Source organism: Streptomyces sp. NPDC102360 (assembly GCF_044766085.1).
Lineage (GTDB): Bacteria > Actinomycetota > Actinomycetes > Streptomycetales > Streptomycetaceae > Streptomyces.
This window is the reverse complement of sequence record NZ_JBIWLG010000012.1, coordinates 217555-235037: the sequence shown is the minus strand read 5'-3', so window position 1 is coordinate 235037 and position 17483 is coordinate 217555. Positions and strand designations below refer to the sequence as shown.

The following is a 17483-nucleotide window of genomic DNA, read 5'->3' as shown; positions in this document are numbered from 1 at the left end:
GCCCCGGCGCCCGAGGGGCCGCACACGATGACGGCGGAGAGCGTGCGTGCCAGACGTCGCCGGGCGGACGGGAGTCCGGCGACGGGGCCCGGGGAGGTCCGTGGGCGAGCCGGCTTCAGGGATCCGTCGCCGGCCCGCTCGCTCGCGCTCTTCCGGGCGTTCCTGCGCGAGCAGCGCGACCCCGAGACGTGCTACGCGCTGCTCGCACGGGACGCCGCCGACCAGGTGGAGGCGTACGGGAAGGTGGCCGGGAAGGTCGTCGTGGACGTGGGCGGCGGCAGCGGGCACTTCACGCGCGAGTTCCGGGCGCGCGGCGCGCAGGCCCTCCTCTTCGAGCCGGACACCACCGAGCTCGGCCAGGATCCGCCGGCCGGCACGGTGGTCGCGGACGGCTATCTGCTGCCGCTGCCCGACGCGTCGGCGGACGTCACGTTCTCCTCGAACGTCCTGGAGCACGTCGCCGACCGCGACACGTTCGTGAGCGAGCTGGTCCGGGTCACCCGGCCCGGCGGCCTGGTCTACATCGCGTTCACCAACTGGCTCTCCCCGTGGGGCGGTCACGAGTGGGCGCCCTGGCACTATCTGGGCGCCGACCGCGCGCAGGCTCGCTACCGGCGGCGTACCGGCCGCGCGCCCAAGCACACCCTCGGCGAGAACCTCTTCGCCCATCACATCGGCCCCACCCTGCGCCATGTGCGCGCCCGCGACGACGTGTCGGTCGTCGCGGCGCGCTCCCGCTACTGGCCGTTCCTCGCGCAAGCGGTCACGCGGGTCCCCGGCGTGCGCGAGTTCGCCACCTGGAACCTCCTCCTCATCCTCAGGCGGTGTGCCCCATGACGACCATGGTCCAGGCTCCACCCGCCGCGGCGACGCACCCGGAGCCCGAGCCGGCTCCGCGTACGCGCCGCTGGCTGTTCGCGTTCTGGGCCGTGTTGTTCGTCGCGTTCTGCGCGGCGTCGCCGGGTCGTGCGACGTTCGAGACGAAGCTCGGCGTCTCGCAGGACCCCTGGAAGTTCCTCGGTGACCTCGGGGAGCTGTGGCACGACAGAGCCGGCTTCGGCGGGATCTCCGACCAGTACATCGGCTACGCGTTCCCGATGCTGCCGTACTACGGCCTGACCGACCTGCTGCAGGTCCCGGCGTGGCTGGCCGAGCGGCTGTGGATGTCGATCGTCGTGACCGTCGCCTTCTGGGGCGCCCTGCGCCTCGCCGAGCGCCTCGGCGTCGGCACCTCGGGCAGCCGGCTGCTCGGCGCGGTGGCGTACGCGCTGTGGCCGACGTTCACGATCGTCGTCGGCTCGACGTCGGCGGCGGCGCTGCCGGGCGCGTTCCTGCCGTGGGTGCTGCTCCCGCTCACCAACCCCCGTACGACGGCCCGCATTTCGGCGACCCGCTCGGCGCTCCTCATCCCGTTCATGGGCGGCGTGAACGCGTCGTCGACTCTGGCGTCCCTGCTTCCCGTGGGCCTGTATCTGCTCTCCCGGCCACCGTCCGTCCGCAAGCGCCGCCAGATCGCGTGGTGGCTCCCCTCCGTGGTCCTGGCGACGGCCTGGTGGACGATCCCGCTCGTCCTGCTCGGCATCCACGGCGAGAACTTCCTTCCCTTCGTGGAGAGTTCGCAGACCACGACGGAGACCATGTCCGCGACGGAGACGCTGCGCGGATCCGGGAACTGGGTGGCGTATCTGCACCTGGGCGACGCCTGGCTGCCCGCCGGCTGGGCCGTGGCGACGTCGGTGGTCGTCATCGTCTGTTCGGCGCTCGCCGCCGCGCTCGGCCTCGCCGGCCTGGCGCGCCGCGACATCCCGGAGCGCCGCTGGCTGCTGCTCACGGTGATGGCGGCGGTCCTCATCACCCTTGCGGGGTACGGGGGTTCGCTCGGCGCACCCTTCCACGACACGGTGCGGTCGTGGCTGGACGGGGGCCTCGCCCCGTTCCGCAACGTCTACAAGTTCCAGACGGGCCTGGCACTGGCCCTCGTGCTCGGCATCGTCCATCTCGTGGGCGTGGCGGCGAATCCGCGCGGCGCCCGCCCGGTGCGCGGGAGGCGGTACGCCACGCTGATCGCCGCGATCCTCATCGTGCCGGGCCTCGCCTGGCCGTACCTCAACGGCTCGATCCTGCAACCGGGTTCGTTCCAGAAGCTCCCCACCTACTGGGAGACGACGGCCCACTGGCTGAAGAAGTACTCGCCGGACTCCCGCGCCCTCGTCGTCCCCGCGACCGCCCACGGCATCTACACCTGGGGCTCCCCCATCGACCAGCCGCTCGACGTGCTCGCCGACTCCCGCTGGGCGCAGCGCGACTACGTCCCGTTCGGCACGCCCGGCAACCGGCGCGCCATGGACGCCGTCGAACAGGCCCTGATGAGCGGCACCCAAGTACCGGGTCTCCAGGACTACTTGAGCCGCTCGGGCCTGCACTACGTGGTGGTCCGCGGCGACCTCGACCCCGACCAGCTCGGCTACGTCCCCACGGCCACGGTCAAGCGCACGCTGACCGAGTCGGGCTATGAACGGGTGACCGGGTTCGGCCCCCAGGTCACGGGCGGCCGCATCGCCGAGAAGACGCCGGTCCAGATCGAGGGCCTCTACCCGCGCAGCCGCGCCGTCGAGATCTACGGGCCGCGCGACGCCTCCGACCGTCCGGGCCAGGCGGGCCTGCTCCCGGTCGGGAACACGGCGGAGGTCAGCGGCGGCCCCGAGGCGCTGCTCCGGCTCTCCTCCGACCCGTCCTTCCTGAACCGCCCCGCCGTCCTGACCGGCGACAACCACCCGGGCATCGGCAACCCCGCCCTGCGGATCGCCGCCGACGGCCTGCGCCGCGCGGACACCCGCTTCGGCCTGGTCAACACCAACACCTCGTACCCGTACACACCGACGGAACGCAACAGCCCGAACGCCTCCGAGAACCCGGGCGAGCCGCCGAAGCAGATCCTCCCGACCGACGGCGTCACCCACCAGACGACGGCCGACATCCAGGGGGCCCGCTCGGTCACGGCGTCCTCCAGCGGCAACTGGCTGCTGCACCTCCCCCAGTTCGACCCGGTCAACGCCTTCGACAAGGACCCCGACACGGCGTGGGCGGAGGGCGCCCCGGACTCCGCCAAGGGCGAATGGGCGCGCATCGACTTCTCCCGGCCGACGCGGATCCCCGCCACGATCCGCCTGACCCCGCTGCCGCAGGACAACGTGCGGGCGGCCCCGACCCGCGTACGTATCGAGACGGACAAGGGCTCGACGACGGCCAACATCCAGCCGAACGGCAAACGCCAAGACATCAAGTCCCCTGCGGGTACGGCGAATTGGCTGCGCGTGACGATCCTCGACACGCAGCGCGCCCGCCCCGGACTGACCGGCGCCGGATTCACGTCCATCGACATCCCCGGCGTCCGGGCGACCCGCGCGCTGCGCCTCCCGGCCGACTCCGAGCGGGCCGACCAGTACTCCTTCCACCGCGCCACGAGCGACGGCGGCCTCACCCTCACCGACACCGAGCGCGCCCTGAACCGCGTCTTCACGACGACGGGCGAGTCCACGTACGGCTTCGAGGCGAAGGCCGCCCCCACGCCAGGACCCGCGCTCGACAAGCTCCTCTACGACCTGGCCCCCGACCAGCGCCGCAAGATGACGGCGAGCGCGGACTCCACGGCCGAGCTCGGCCTGAACACCACGCCCCGCAACCTCACCGACGGCGATCTGACGACGGCCTGGATCGCGGGCGACGACCCCACGATCCACCTGCGCTGGCCGGACAAGCAGCCCGTCTCCACCCTCGTCCTCGCCGGGGCCGGCGGCCTCACCACCCGCCCCGAGAAGATCGAGATCAGCAGCCCGGACGGCGCGGCGGTCGCCGGCGTCGACGAGAACGGAGTGGCCCGCTTCGACCCCATCACCACGAACCGCCTCGACATCACCATCACGAAGGCGGCCCCGCTCAAGGTCCACAACCCGGTCGCCGACAAGGACCTGCAACTCCCCGTGGGCCTGACCGAGGCCTACATCCCGACCCTCGACGCCTACCGCGTCGAACAGCCCACGCCCGAGCGCAGGTTCAGCCTCCCCTGCGGCAAGGGCCCGACGGTGACGATCGACGGCACCCGCCACCGCACCTCCGCGAGCGGCACCCTGCGCGCCCTGACGGAACGCCGCCCGGTCACAGTGAAGCCGTGCGGCGACGCCCTGGACCTCCCCGCCGGCCCGCACACCCTGAAGACCTCACCCTCCGGCCCCCTCTCCCTCACGGACATCACCCTCACGAACACGACGGCCACCACGGAGGCGGCGCCCACCGTCCGCGGGCTCACGATCCGCGACTGGCTCGGCGACCGCCGCGAAGTACGGGTCGCCGCGGGCGAGGCGACGTACCTGACCATGTACGAGAACGCCAACGACGGCTGGGAGGCCACCCTCGACGGCAAGAAGCTGTCCTCGCTGCGCCTCGACGGCTGGCAGCAGGCGTGGCTGATCCCCGGCGGAGCGAGCGGCACGGTCAAGCTCTCCTACGCCCCGGCCGGCACGTACGATATCGGCCTGTTCGCGTCCGGCGCGGCGATCCTGGCGCTCGGCACGCTGTGCCTGTGGCGCAGGCGGGACACGGAACAGACACCCCCCGCGCCCCCGCCACCCCCCGGCTGGATCATCGGCACGGCCCTCCTCACGGCCATCGGCATCGTGATCGCGGGCCCCTGGGCAGCCCTGGTCCCGGCCCTCGCCCTCCTCGCCTGGAAACGCCACGCACTCCTGGTGCCGATCGCGTTCGCGGCGATGGCGGCGGCGGGCGCCGTGGCGGCGACGGGAGCGGGCGAGCCGGTCCGGGAGGGCGCGGGCGCCTACAGCACAGCAGCCCAACTCCTGGCGCTGCTGGCCCTGTTCGCGGCACTGGTGACCACAAAATCAGCCCCGCCGGCGTTTGAGGCGCGGGGTCCGGGGCAGAGCCCCGCGTCCGCAACCCCTCGGGGCGAAGCCCCACCGACGGGACGGGAAGGGGAGGAAGGGGCGACTCCCCCGGACCACACCCCCAAGCAACCACCCACCGGGAGCGCACCATGACCGCCCTGGACCGCCCCACCCGAGGCAACCGGACCACCCGGATCCCGTTCCCCACGGTCGACGAAGTCTCCCGTCACTGCCTCCAGGACCGCGAACCGGAAACCGTCCACATAGAGATCCACCTCACCGGCACCCTCGACCCCACCCGCCTCAGCCACGCCTTCACCGAAGCCCTGCACCGCCACCCCCGGATCCTCATGCGCGAGGCCCCCCGCCGCTGGTACAGCAGCCGCTACGAGTGGGAACTGACACCGGCCCCGGACACCCCGCCCGTCTCCGTCCCCGCCCGCACTCCGGACGCCCTGCACCGGGCACGCACCCGCTCCCTCGCCGAGGCCCCACCGCTCGACGCGTCCCCACCCGTACGCCTGGAAGCGGTGGAGGACCCGCTCACACACACCACCGTGCTGTTCCTCACCATCAACCACACGGCCCTCGACGGCCCCGCCTGCCTGCGCGTCATCGCCACCGCGGCGGAACTGTACGGAGGCCGCGACAACTCCCCACCCCCCGGCGGCGCACCGCAACCACCTCCCCCGCCACCGGAGGCCCAGCCGTCCCCCTGGTCCCGCCCCGCCCGCGTGGCGACCGGCACCCCGGAACCCCGCCCCGGCAACGGCCTCCTGGTCACCGAGCTCTCCGTGCCCCGCCGCCCCAAGGGCGCCCCGTACACGGTCAACGACCAGCTGATGGTGGCCACGGCCCGCACCATCGCCGACTGGAACGAGGAGCACGGCACCCACCACACCCGCCGCCCCCTGCGCGTCACCATGCCGGTGGACGACCGTCCCCGCGACACGACGATGCCCATCGGCAACGGCACCCGCCTGGTGGAAGTCGCCCTCACCCCGGCCGAGTTGAGGTTGCCGACCGCCGACCTCCTGCGCCTCACCGCCACCCGTACCGCCGCCCTGAAGTCCGAGCCACGCCCCCAACTCGGCCACGGCGCCGCCCTGTTGACCAGCCCGTACGCCCCGGTCGCCTGGCGCGCCGCCGCCACCCGCGCCCTGCGCGCGGCGGCGGCCCCGTGGACGTCGACCACCTTGCTCAGCAACATCGGCCGCGTCCCGTACCCGCTGGACTTCGGCGACGGCGGCCGGGCCCGCGCCGTCTGGTTCTCCGCCCCGGCCCGTATGCCGCGCGGCCTCACCTTCACGACGGCGTCCACGGCAGGCCGGCTCCACCTGGCCCTGCGCTGGTCCCGCACCCTGCTCGGCCCCGGCGACGGGGCCCGCCTGCGCGACCTGTTCGAGCAGCACCTCCACGCGACGCAGGAGGAGGCACCATGACCACGCACCCCGAACTCGTGGCTTCACCAAGGGACTTGAGGGACTTCTACGAGAACCCGGCCGTCCCGGTGGCCTCCGGCACCCCCCGCACCCGCCGCCAGGCCCGCATCCTCGCCACCGCCCTGTCCGGCACCCGTAACGCGACCGTCCTGGACATCGGCTGCGGCGACGGCACGGCCGCGGCCACCACAGCCCTCCTCCTCCCCGGAGCCGCCGGCCACCGCCTCATCGGCATCGACTGGTCCCAGGACGCGCTGCGGCGCGCGGCCCGCCGCGTCCCCCGCGTCGTACGCGGCGAACTCACGGGCCACGGGCTGCCGTTCGCGGAAGCGTCCGCCGACGCGGTCCTGCTCTCCGAGGTCGTCGAGCACCTCGTCGACCCCGACGCGGCGCTCGACGAGATCCGCCGCGTCCTGCGCCCGGGCGGCCACCTGATGCTGTCCACCCCGAACCTGGCCGCCTGGTACAACCGGGCGCTGCTCCTCGCCGGAGTGCAGCCCGTCTTCTCGGAGGTCAGCCTGCGCGCGATCCACGGAAGGCCGGGCACCGAGGTCGTGGGCCATCTGCGCCTCTACACGCCGCGCGCCCTGAAGGAGTTCGTCGCCGCGTCGGGCTTCGATGTCGTACGCCTCGCGGGGGCACCGTTCCACGGAGTGCCCCGCCCGCTCCGCCCCCTCGACCGGCTCGCCTGCGCGGCCCCGTCCCTCGCCTCGATCCTTCTCCTGCACGCGCGAAGGACGTGAGGGGCGATGCCCGCCGTGGCATGGGGAGTCGGCGCGGCACTGCTCGCCAACACGCTCTACAGCGTCGGCTTCGTCCTGGAGAAACGTGCCCTCACCAGCCTGCCCGAAGTGAGCGTGCGCCGCCCCGCCCATCTCCTGCGCCAGGTGGTGACGAGCCCGCTGTGGCTGGCCGGATCCATCGCCCTGGCCTCCGGCTTCGGCGCCCAGCTCGCCGTCTACCGAACGCTTCCCATCGCCGCGGCCCAGGGCATCTTCGTCTCCGGCCTGGTGCTGCTCCTGCTCCTGTCGGCCCGGCTCCTCGGCGAACACACCTCGGGCCGCGAGCGCTACGCCATCGCCGCGATCCTGGCGGCGCTGCTCATGGTGGTGCTCTCGCTCCAGCAGGACGCCAACGCGGTGGGGCACACCTCCCCCGCACCCCTCATCCTCCTGGTGTGCGTGCCGTCACTGGCGGCGGGCCTGTCCCTGTACGCCGCCGCGGAGCGCCGCGCGCGGCACCGCCACCGGCTCCCGACCACAGGCGTCGAGTACGGGGTCGCGGTGGGCCTGCTCTACGGGGTCAGCTCGCTCGCCATCAAAGGCGTGTCGGGCGTTCTCCCGGACATCCCGGCCCTGTTCGCCTCCCCGTACCCGTATCTGCTGATGTGCACGGGCGCGTTCGGGCTCGTCATGTCGCAGGCGGCCCTGCAACGCTGCCGCGCCTCGCTGATCGTCCCGGTGTGCACCACGGTGACCTGCCTGTTCACGGCGGTCCTCGGCACGCTCGCGTTCGGCGAGTCGCTCCCCCACGAGCCGGTGCGCCTGACGCTGCGCGTGACGGGCACGGCCCTCGCCGTCGCCGTGCTCCTCCTGATGCCGAAACACGACGCCCCCACACAACCCGACCAGGAACCAAGGGAGTTGCTCCCGAATGAACCCTGACGACCCGCTGCTCAAGCTCCTCGCCTGCCCGCTCGACAAGGGCCCGCTGCTCCTGCTGCCCACGCCGGAAGGGGACGCGGGCGACTGCCTCTACAACCCCCGGCTGCACCGCCGCTACCCCATCGTCGACGGCATCCCGCAGCTCCTCCCTTCGTCCGGCGAACAGGTCCCAGAGGGCGAGCACGAGCAGCTCCTGCAACGGGCAGAGCAGGCGAAACGGGCGCTCCCATGACGACCATCGCCGCCCGCATCGCGCCCTGGCTGCCCGCCCGGCTGACCGCGGCGACGGCCCGCGCCCTGTACCCGCGCTTCGAGCCCGAGCTGACCCGGCTCGCCGACATGCTGCCCGCCGGCGGTTCCTGCGGCACGGCGGTGGACGTCGGCGGCTGGTACGGCCCGTGGACCCACCGCCTCGCCGGCCCGGCCCGCCGCGTGATCACCCTCGAACCGGTCCCGCACCTGGCCCGGGTGCTCGCCGCGTCCGCGCCGGCGAACGTGCGGGTCGTCCGGGCGGCCGCCAGCGACCGCCCCGGCACGGCCCCGCTGTGGCAGCCGCCGCACGACGAGCGCGGCGAACGCGGGGTGTCCTCGCTCGTCCGCCGCGACGACCTGCACGCGCCGACCGGCCGCACGGTCCCCTGCGTCACGCTCGACGAACTCGCGCTCCACGAGGTCGACTTCATCAAGGTCGACGTGGACGGGGCGGAGCTCCGGGTGCTGCGCGGCGCCCGCGCCCTGCTCGCCCACGACCGACCCGCCCTCTTCATCGAGCTGGAGACCCGCATCCAGCCGATCGCCCCGGTCGTCGACCATCTGCGCGCCCAGGGCTACGAAGGCTGGGTCCTGCCGTCCGCCGGCGCCGACACCGACTGGCTGCCCCTGCCCTCCTACGATCTGGCGGACCATCAGCGCGGCACCGCCCACATCGCCTCGCAGGGCCTGCTGCGCCGGGCCCTCACCCCGTCCGGGCGCCGCCCGCGGTACGTGAACTCGGTCCTGTTCCTGCCGGACGGGCGGGCCCCCGGCGGCGTACGCCACCATGGAACGCATGCCCGCACGCCCCGCTGACCCCTTCACCCCGCTGGACTTCCAACTGGTCCTGCTGCGCCGCATGGCCGACCACAACCCGGAACTGGTGGAGACCGCCCGCGCCGACCTCGGCGTCTCCGTCGCCGAGATGCGGGAGGCGAACCGCCGCTGGCAGGCGAAGCTGCACTCCCGCCACCCGCGGGCGGCGGTCTCCCGCTACCGGTCCGTGCTCGGCGCCCCGGAGCGCACCCTGCTCCGCAAGGTCGGCGACCTGGAGTGCGAGGCGCTGCTGTGGCCGGTGCCGCTCTGGCCCGACCTGCGCTTCGAGGTGCTGCTCGCCCCCACGGGCGGGATCTGGAACGAGTGGCTGATCCGCACCCCCGGCACCCCGGGCCCACCCCTGCGCACCCTCGCCGACCTGACGCCCTGGTCCTGCACGGTGGACGAGGCGGCCCGCGCCTTCGCCCCGGCCCGCCCCCTCGAAGGCTCGGCGCCCACCCGCTGGGGCCTGGCGTTCCGCGCCCCGGACGAGGCGGGAACGCCCCGCGAGGTGCGGGCGGAGTTCACGTGGGGGCTGCTCCAGCGCTGGTACGAGGCGTAGAAGCAGCCAAGAAGATAAACGAACGCCAAAAGCGAACAGGGGCGCAGTTGTTCCCTTGAACAGGTGATCGTCGCCCAGAAGTTTGCGCCGCGAGCCCGCGACGAACGATGCTTACGGAGCGCAAGCAACGGGCTGCAGACCGTAGCGACCGCATCGCGATGCACATCTCAAGTCCCAAGTCCCCTATGCACTTTGCATCACCAATGCACTTTGCATCATCGCTAGGAGAACGCGTCACATGAACGTCATCACCGACATCGTCGCCGGCCTCGCCCACTTCCTCGGCTGGCTGGTGTAGCACCGTCGGACACCGAAGCGGCGCCGTCTCCCACGTCCCACGGGAGGCGGCGCCCCGGTGTTTGTGGACCGCTCCAGACCCGCCCGGCCTACTCCAGCGAGCGACCTCCCGCGCGCGACCGCAGGATGCCAGAAGGGTCGCCGCCCGGCGAGCCCACCACGGTCCGCGCTCTCGGGAGGATCTGCCATGACCGCCAGTCTGGAGCAGCTGCGCCGCTGCCACTTCGCCGTCGATCTGGGTGCCGCGCGCACCCGCGTGTACGTGAAGGGCGCGGGCCTCGTCGTCGATGAACCGAGCGCGGCGGCGGTCAACACCCGCACCGGCGCGCTGATCGCGGTCGGCGAGTTCGCCGAGAAGATGACAGGCCGCACCCCGCACTACATCCGCGTCGTGCGCCCCGTCTCCGGCGGCACGGTCGTCGACATCGAGATGGCCCAGCGGATGCTGCGCCACCTGCTCGGCGACAAGCTCCGCCGCACCCTTCGCCGCAAGCCCCGCCTTCGCGCGGCGGCCGCCATCCCGCACGACGCGGACCCGCTGGCCCAGCGCGCGGCCGTCGAGACCCTCATCGGCCTCGGGGCCCGCCGCGTGGAGCTGGTCGACACCCTGATCGCCGCCGCGGTCGGCTGCGGCCTCCCGGTGGAGCAGCCCGAGGCCACGATGATCATCGTCTGCGGCGCGGCCACCACCCAGATCGCGGTCCTCTCGCTCGGCTCGATCGTGACGGCCGCCCGCATCCCCGTCGGCGGCGACGCCATCGACCACGCCGTCGTCCAGCACCTGCGCCAGCACCACGCGCTGATGCTGCCCTCCCAGTCCGTACGCCCCCTGCAGGTCGCCCTGAGCGGCAACGGCCTCACCCCGCAGGGCCCGGAGCAGACCGAGATCCACGGCCGCGACGTGGCAACGGGCCTGGCCCGCTCGGTGCACGTGGACACGGCCGCCGTCCGCAGCGCGATCCACACCCCGCTGACCGCCGTCCTCGACGGCATCGGCAGGGTGCTGCGCGACTGCCCGCCCGACCTGGTCGCCGACCTCGCGGAACGCGGCATCATGATGGTCGGCGGCTCCGCCCTGCTGCCGGGGCTCGACCAGATGCTGCGGGCCGCGACGGGCGTCCCGGTGCACATCGCCGAACGCCCCGACGTGTGCGCGGTGCGGGGCCTCGGCGAGATGCTGGAGGGCCGGATCCAGCCAATGGCCCTGAACCCGCTGGCCGACTGACCGAAACACCGAATGGCCCGTCACGGCTTCCGTGACGGGCCATCAGCTTGCGTACGAGCCGGTCGCATCGTTTCTGCGCCACGTACATGCGGTGGGGCGGGTGGGACTCGAACCCACGGCCGACGGATTATGAGTCCGCTGCTCTAACCGGCTGAGCTACCGCCCCGTTTCGGCGTGGCGCGTACAAGTGTGCGCGCCGTCTGCCGCAGCATAGCCGCTCATACGATCTCCTGCCTCGGATGGTCCGGCTCTGCACGACCATGAGGACTCCCCTGTCGCGCCGGTGGTTCCACCGGGCAAGAAAAAGCCCTCCGGAGCGGACTCCGGAGGGACTTGTTCACAGCTCTCCCGACTGGACTCGAACCAGTAACCTGCCGATTAACAGTCGGCTGCTCTGCCAATTGAGCTACGAGAGACCGAGCTCCCCCGACTGGACTCGAACCAGTAACCTGCCGGTTAACAGCCGACTGCTCTGCCAATTGAGCTACAGGGGAATGACCTCGTTGCGTCGAACGAACCCACCTGGGTACTCGCCAGGCGGCGTGCGCTCGCTGCGACACATACATTAGCGCAAGGAGGGGGGTGCTCCGCCAATCGGTACCCCTCAGGTGATCAACAAGTTCCACGATGACCGCACCGACCACGAAGCCTCGCTACGGAAAGGGTGGCCGACCATGCGCTATCGGCTCACATTCATCACCGGTCTGGCCCTGGGATACGTGCTGGGCACGCGGGCCGGCCGGGAGCGTTACGAGAAGCTGAAGAAGTCCGCGCGGGAGATCGCCCAGAACCCGGCCGTGCGCAATACGGCGGAGACGGCGGCGCAGCAGACGCGGAACGTCGCGGGCAAGGCCTTCCACTCGGTGAGCGAGAAGGTCGAGAGCAAGGTCCCGGACTCGGTCGCGGGCCGGGTGCGCACGCTGCGCGAGCGCGGCGGCCCCGCCGACGCCGCGGGGACGGACGACTGGGGCACCAGCAACACCTGACGGCACGGAAGCGTCCGGCGGTACGGCAGAATTTAGTCATGGGGATAGTCGCCGGGCTGGACAGTTCGCCCGAATTTACGCGCATAGTCGTTTGTGACGCCGACACCGGGGCCGTGCTGCGGCAGGGGTACGCCCCGCACCCGCTGGAGGCACCGGAAGGCGGCGGACGGCCGTCCGACGTGGATCCCCAGGCGTGGCTCCTCTCACTCGGCGAGGCCGCCGGCGGTGGGCTGCTGGAGAGCGTGCAGGCCATCGGGGTCTCCGCGCAGCAGAACACCGTGGTGCCGCTGGACGCGCAGGGCAACACCGTGCGCCCGGCCCTGGTCGGCGGGGACAAGCGGGCGCAGGTCGCGGCCGCGGACCTGGTCGACCGGCTCGGCTCGCGCGAGGCGTGGGCCGAGGCCGTGGGCACCGTGCCGCAGGCGGCGCTGCCGGTGACCAAGCTGCGCTGGCTGGCGCGGAGCGAGCCGGAGAACGCCGAGCAGGTGGCCGCCCTGATGCAGGCGCACGACTGGCTGGTGTGGCAGCTCCTCGGCCGGCCCGCGCGCCGCACCACCGACCGCGGCGGGGCCTCCAGCACCGGGTACTGGTCGGCGGCGAGCGCCGCGTGGCGGCCCGATCTGGTGGAGCTGGCGCTCGGGCACCAGGTGGCGCTGCCGGAGGTGATCGGCCCCGGCGAGGCGGCCGGGCGGACCCCGGAGGGCCTGGTCATCTCGGCCGGGACCGGGGAGACGATGGCCGCCGCGTTCGGCCTCGGCGTGCAGTCCGGGGACGCCGTGGTCTCGCTCGGGGCCTCGGGCTCCGTGATGGCCGTGCACCATGAGGCGCTCGTGGACGCGAGCGGCTCCATCACCTCGCTCGCCGACGCGACCGGAATGCACCTCCCGGTGGTCCATACGTCGAACGCGGTACGGGCGTTGCGGGGCACGGTCGAGATGCTGGGGCTCGACGGAGGCCTGGAGGAGCTGTCCGAGCTGGCCATGAAGTCGACGCCGGGCGCCCACGGACTCGTACTCCTGCCCTATCTGGAGGGCGAGAAGACGCCGAATCTGCCGCACACCGCGGGGACGCTGAGCGGGCTGAGAAGAGAGTCCATGAAGCCGGAGCATCTGGCGCGGGCGTCCTTCGAGGGCATGTTGTGCGGGCTCGCCGACGCCATGGACGTGCTGCGCGGCCGTGGCGTGGAGATCCGGCGGGTGTTCCTGCTGGGCGCCGCCTCCGAGTTGCACGCCGTGCAGAGCGTGGCGCCGGCCGTGTTCGGCGCGCAGGTCGTGGTGCCGCAGGCCGCGGACTACGCGGCGATCGGCGCGGCGCGACAGGCCGCGTGGGCGCTGAACGGGCAGCTGCCGCAGTGGCAGGGGGCGGCCGCGCAGGTCTTCGAGGCGGGCGACGAGCTGCCGGTGGGCAAGGCGGTGCGGCAGCAGTACCGGGCCGTGCGGGACCAGATCCACCCCGGCGCGTTCGCCTGAGGGACCCGGCCTCCCGGCGTTCCGGAAGCTCCGGGTCCGCCGATCCTTTGGGTGCTCTTGGTTAATTCGGTTGAGGTAACGCGGGTGGAGTGTTCGACGATGGGGGTCCATGCGTCGCCGTTTCGGCGACGGCGCGGATCGATCCCCCTCCCCGAACACCGCTCCGCCCACTACCGCCGACCACCGAGAGACCGAGCGTGCTCATACAACTTCTGCGGGCCTACCTCAGTCCGTACAAGAAACCCATCGGGCTACTGGTCCTGCTGCAGTTCCTGCAGACCTGCGCCTCGCTGTACCTGCCCACCCTGAACGCCGACATCATTGACAACGGTGTCGTGAACGGCGACACCGGCTACATCCTGGAGTTCGGCGCCCTGATGCTGGGCGTCACCGTCGCCCAGGTCGTCTGCAACACCGGCGCCGTCTACTTCGGCGCGCGGACCGCCGCGGCGGTCGGCCGGGACCTGCGGGCGGGGATATTCGACCGCGTGCAGTCCTTCTCGGCCCGCGAGGTCGGCCAGTTCGGCGCCCCTTCGCTGATCACCCGCACCACGAACGACGTGCAGCAGGTCCAGATGCTGGCCCTGATGACGTTCACGCTGGTGGCCTCGGCGCCGATCATGTGTGTCGGCGGCGTCGTGATGGCGCTCGGCCTGGACGTGCCGCTGTCGGGCGTGCTGCTCGCCGTGCTGCCCGTCATGGCGATCGTCCTGTCGCTGATCATCCGTAAGATGCGGCCGCTGTTCCGGTCCATGCAGACCAAGCTGGACACGGTGAACCGGGTGCTGCGCGAGCAGATCACCGGCAACCGCGTGATCCGTGCCTTCGTCCGCGACGACTTCGAGAAGGACCGGTTCGGAGCCGCGAACCGGGACCTGACGAACGTATCGGTCGCCACCGGCCGGATCATGGCACTGATGTTCCCGTTCGTGATGACGATCGTGAACGTCGCGTCGATCGCCGTGGTCTGGTTCGGCGCCCACCGCATCGACAGCGGCGGCATGCAGATCGGTGACCTGACCGCGTTCCTCGCGTATCTGATGCAGATCGTGATGAGCGTGATGATGGCCACGTTCATGTTCATGATGATGCCGCGCGCCGAGGTGTGCGCCGAGCGCATCCAGGAAGTGCTCGGCACCGATTCGAGTGTCGTGCCGCCGCGGCCCGAGGCGTCGGTGCGTGAACTGCGCCGCCACGGCCACCTGGAGCTGCGGGGCGCCGACTTCGGCTACCCGGGCGCCGAGGAGCCCATCCTGCGCGGCATCGACATCACGGCCCGCCCCGGTGAGACCACCGCGATCATCGGTTCGACCGGCAGCGGCAAGTCGACGCTGCTCGGCCTCGTACCGCGCCTGTACGACACCACGGCCGGGACGGTCTACGTGGACGGCGAGGACGTCCGCGGGATCGACCCGGCGCTGATGGCGAAGACGGTCGGGCTCGTACCGCAGAAGCCCTACCTGTTCTCCGGCACCGTCGCCACGAACCTGCGCTACGGCAATCCGGACGCCACCGACGACGAGCTGTGGCACGCGCTGGAAGTGGCGCAGGCCAAGGGGTTCGTCGGCAAGCTGGAGGGCGGGCTCGACGCACCCATCACCCAGGGCGGCACCAACGTCTCCGGCGGTCAGCGCCAGCGCCTCGCCATCGCGCGCACGCTCGTGCAGCGGCCGGAGATCTACCTCTTCGACGACTCGTTCTCCGCGCTCGACTACGCGACCGACGCGGCGCTGCGCCGGGCGCTCGGAGAGGAGACGAGCGATGCCACCGTGGTGATCGTGGCCCAGCGGGTCGCGACGATCCGCGACGCCGACACGATCATCGTGCTCGACGAGGGCCGCGTCGTCGGCACCGGACGCCATCACGAGCTGATGGCCGACAACGAGACGTACCGGGAGATCGTTCTCTCCCAGCTGACGGAAGCGGAGGCCGCCTGATGAGTGGGCCCATGGGGAGAATGGCGGCCGGTGCGCCCGGTTCGCGTTCGATGGACTTCAAGGGGTCCGGCAAGCGGCTCCTGAAGCGGCTCGCCGCACACCGCACGGCGGTCACCGGGGTGCTCGTCTCCGTCGTGATCAGCGTCGGCCTCTCGGTCGTCGGCCCGAAGATCCTCGGGCACGCCACCGACCTGCTGTTCGGCGGGATCATCGGCGGGCGGATGCCGGCCGGGCAGACCAAGGAACAGGTCATCGAGGGCCTGCGGGCCAAGGGCGACGGCGGGATGGCCGACATGCTCGGCAGCGTCGACTTCACACCCGGCCAGGGCGTCGACTTCACCGCGATCGGCGAGGTGCTGCTGCTCGGCCTCGCCGTGTTCGCGGTCGCCGGTCTGACGATGATGATCGGCACGCGGCTCGCCAACCGGACGATCAACCTGGCCGTGGGGCAGCTCCGCGCCGAGCTGCAGGACAAGCTGTCGCGGCTGCCGCTGTCGTACTACGACAAGCAGAAGCGCGGCGAGGTGCTGAGCCGGGCGACCAACGACATGGACAACCTCGGGCAGACGCTCCAGCAGACGATGGGGCAGATGCTCAATTCGCTGCTGACCGTCATCGGCGTGCTCGCGATGATGTTCTGGATCTCCTGGCTGCTCGCGCTGGTCGCCCTGGTGACGGTGCCGCTGTCGGTGTTCGTCGCGGCGAAGGTCGGCAAGCGTTCGCAGCCGCAGTTCGTGCAGCAGTGGCGGGCGACCGGCGCGCTGAACGCGCACATCGAGGAGATGTACACCGGCCACAACCTGGTGAAGGTGTTCGGCCGTCAGAAGGAGTCGGCGGAACTGTTCGCCGAGCAGAACGACGCACTGTACGACGCGTCGTTCAAGGCGCAGTTCAACAGCGGCATCATGCAGCCGCTGATGTTCTTCATCTCGAACCTGAACTATGTGCTGGTGGCCGTCGTGGGCGGCCTGCGGGTGGCCAGCGGCTCGCTGTCCATCGGTGACGTCCAGGCCTTCATCCAGTACTCGCGCCAGTTCTCGATGCCGCTGACGCAGGTCGCGTCGATGGCGAACCTGGTGCAGTCGGGTGTAGCCACGGCCGAGCGGGTCTTCGAACTGCTCGACGCCGAGGAGCAGTCGGCGGAGCCCGTGCCCGGCGAGAAGCCGGATCACCTGCGCGGGCACGTCGAGTTCGAGCACGTGGCCTTCCGCTACGAGAAGGACACCCCGCTCATCGAGGACCTGTCGCTGACGGCGGACCCCGGTCACACGGTGGCGATCGTCGGGCCGACCGGCGCGGGCAAGACCACCCTCGTCAATCTGCTCCTTCGGTTCTACGAGGTCACGGGCGGGCGCATCACGCTCGACGGCGTCGACATCGCGAAGATGTCGCGGGAGGAGTTGCGCGCCGGGATCGGCATGGTGCTCCAGGACACCTGGCTGTTCGGCGGGACCATCGCGGAGAACATCGCGTACGGCGCCCCGAAGGACGTCACCCGCGAGGAGATCGAGGAGGCGGCGAAGGCCGCGCACGCCGACCGGTTCATCCGGACGCTGCCCGACGGGTACGACACGGTGCTCGACGACGAGGGCACGGGGGTCAGCGCCGGTGAGAAGCAGCTCATCACCATCGCGCGGGCGTTCCTGTCGGATCCGGTGATCCTGGTGCTCGACGAGGCGACCTCCTCCGTCGACACCCGGACCGAGGTGCTGATCCAGAAGGCGATGGCGAGGCTCGCCGCGGGGCGTACGTCGTTCGTGATCGCGCATCGGCTTTCGACGATTCGCGATGCGGACACGATCCTCGTGATGGAGAGCGGGGCGATCGTCGAGCAGGGCTCGCACGAGGCGCTGGTCTCCGACGGTGGGGCGTATCAGCGGTTGTACGAGGCGCAGTTCGCGCAGGCGGTCGCGGAGGTGGACTGAATCTCTTGCC

Annotated in this window: 13 protein-coding genes and 3 tRNA genes; 13 read left to right on the top strand and 3 right to left on the bottom strand. The window is 71.7% G+C overall.

The window, feature by feature from the left end; all coding sequences use genetic code 11:
* The first annotated feature begins 27 nt into the window (after positions 1–27).
* The 9 genes from ACIRHA_RS35300 (at position 28) to ACIRHA_RS35260 (ending at position 11156) form a co-directional block, all read left to right on the top strand.
* Positions 28–837 carry a class I SAM-dependent methyltransferase gene (locus ACIRHA_RS35300; protein ID WP_403854343.1) on the top strand — a complete coding sequence of 270 codons (810 nt, stop codon included), beginning with the start codon at positions 28–30 and terminating at the stop codon, positions 835–837.
* The gene (locus tag ACIRHA_RS35295) at positions 834–5051 is read left to right on the top strand and encodes an alpha-(1->3)-arabinofuranosyltransferase family protein (protein ID WP_403854341.1); all 4218 of its coding nucleotides are present in this window, start codon (positions 834–836) and stop codon (positions 5049–5051) included. Before ACIRHA_RS35300 ends, ACIRHA_RS35295 begins: the two co-directional genes overlap by 4 nt.
* Positions 5048–6340, top strand: a complete 1293-nt coding sequence (locus ACIRHA_RS35290) for a condensation protein (RefSeq protein WP_403854339.1) — start codon at positions 5048–5050, stop codon at positions 6338–6340. The genes ACIRHA_RS35295 and ACIRHA_RS35290 overlap by 4 nt, the downstream gene beginning before the upstream one ends.
* The gene (locus ACIRHA_RS35285) at positions 6337–7083 is read left to right on the top strand and encodes a methyltransferase domain-containing protein (RefSeq protein ID WP_403854337.1); all 747 of its coding nucleotides are present in this window, start codon (positions 6337–6339) and stop codon (positions 7081–7083) included. Before ACIRHA_RS35290 ends, ACIRHA_RS35285 begins: the two co-directional genes overlap by 4 nt.
* Before the next feature lie 6 nt (positions 7084–7089).
* Positions 7090–8004: a hypothetical protein gene (locus ACIRHA_RS35280; RefSeq protein ID WP_403854335.1), complete on the top strand. Its 915-nt coding sequence runs from the start codon at positions 7090–7092 to the stop codon at positions 8002–8004.
* A complete protein-coding gene (locus ACIRHA_RS35275) occupies positions 7994–8236 on the top strand; it encodes a Trm112 family protein (RefSeq protein ID WP_403854333.1) in 243 nt (80 codons plus the stop codon). Before ACIRHA_RS35280 ends, ACIRHA_RS35275 begins: the two co-directional genes overlap by 11 nt.
* A complete protein-coding gene (locus ACIRHA_RS35270; RefSeq protein ID WP_403854331.1) occupies positions 8233–9072 on the top strand; it encodes an FkbM family methyltransferase in 840 nt (279 codons plus the stop codon). Before ACIRHA_RS35275 ends, ACIRHA_RS35270 begins: the two co-directional genes overlap by 4 nt.
* Positions 9044–9634, top strand: a complete 591-nt coding sequence (locus tag ACIRHA_RS35265) for a hypothetical protein (protein WP_403854329.1) — start codon at positions 9044–9046, stop codon at positions 9632–9634. The genes ACIRHA_RS35270 and ACIRHA_RS35265 overlap by 29 nt, the downstream gene beginning before the upstream one ends.
* A 484-nt stretch (positions 9635–10118) precedes the next feature.
* The gene (locus ACIRHA_RS35260) at positions 10119–11156 is read left to right on the top strand and encodes a rod shape-determining protein (protein WP_403854327.1); all 1038 of its coding nucleotides are present in this window, start codon (positions 10119–10121) and stop codon (positions 11154–11156) included.
* 92 nt (positions 11157–11248) lie between these two features.
* Here the strand turns inward: ACIRHA_RS35260 and ACIRHA_RS35255 are convergent.
* The 3 genes from ACIRHA_RS35255 to ACIRHA_RS35245 form a co-directional block, all read right to left on the bottom strand.
* A tRNA-Ile gene (locus ACIRHA_RS35255) sits at positions 11249–11322 on the bottom strand.
* Positions 11323–11499: 177 nt separating this feature from the next.
* Positions 11500–11572, bottom strand: a tRNA-Asn gene (locus ACIRHA_RS35250).
* Positions 11573–11577: 5 nt separating this feature from the next.
* A tRNA-Asn gene (locus ACIRHA_RS35245) sits at positions 11578–11650 on the bottom strand.
* Between the two features lie 180 nt (positions 11651–11830).
* Between ACIRHA_RS35245 and ACIRHA_RS35240 the strand changes: the two genes are divergently transcribed.
* The 4 genes from ACIRHA_RS35240 (at position 11831) to ACIRHA_RS35225 (ending at position 17473) form a co-directional block, all read left to right on the top strand.
* Entirely contained in the window at positions 11831–12142 is a 312-nt protein-coding gene (locus tag ACIRHA_RS35240; protein ID WP_403854325.1) for a YtxH domain-containing protein, read from the top strand.
* Between the two features lie 38 nt (positions 12143–12180).
* A complete protein-coding gene (locus tag ACIRHA_RS35235; protein ID WP_403854323.1) occupies positions 12181–13611 on the top strand; it encodes an FGGY-family carbohydrate kinase in 1431 nt (476 codons plus the stop codon).
* Positions 13612–13808: 197 nt separating this feature from the next.
* On the top strand, positions 13809–15548 hold the full coding sequence (locus ACIRHA_RS35230; RefSeq protein ID WP_403854321.1) for an ABC transporter ATP-binding protein: 1740 nt from the start codon (positions 13809–13811) through the stop codon (positions 15546–15548).
* A complete protein-coding gene (locus tag ACIRHA_RS35225) occupies positions 15548–17473 on the top strand; it encodes an ABC transporter ATP-binding protein (RefSeq protein WP_403854319.1) in 1926 nt (641 codons plus the stop codon). The genes ACIRHA_RS35230 and ACIRHA_RS35225 overlap by 1 nt, the downstream gene beginning before the upstream one ends.
* The last annotated feature ends 10 nt before the right edge of the window (positions 17474–17483 follow it).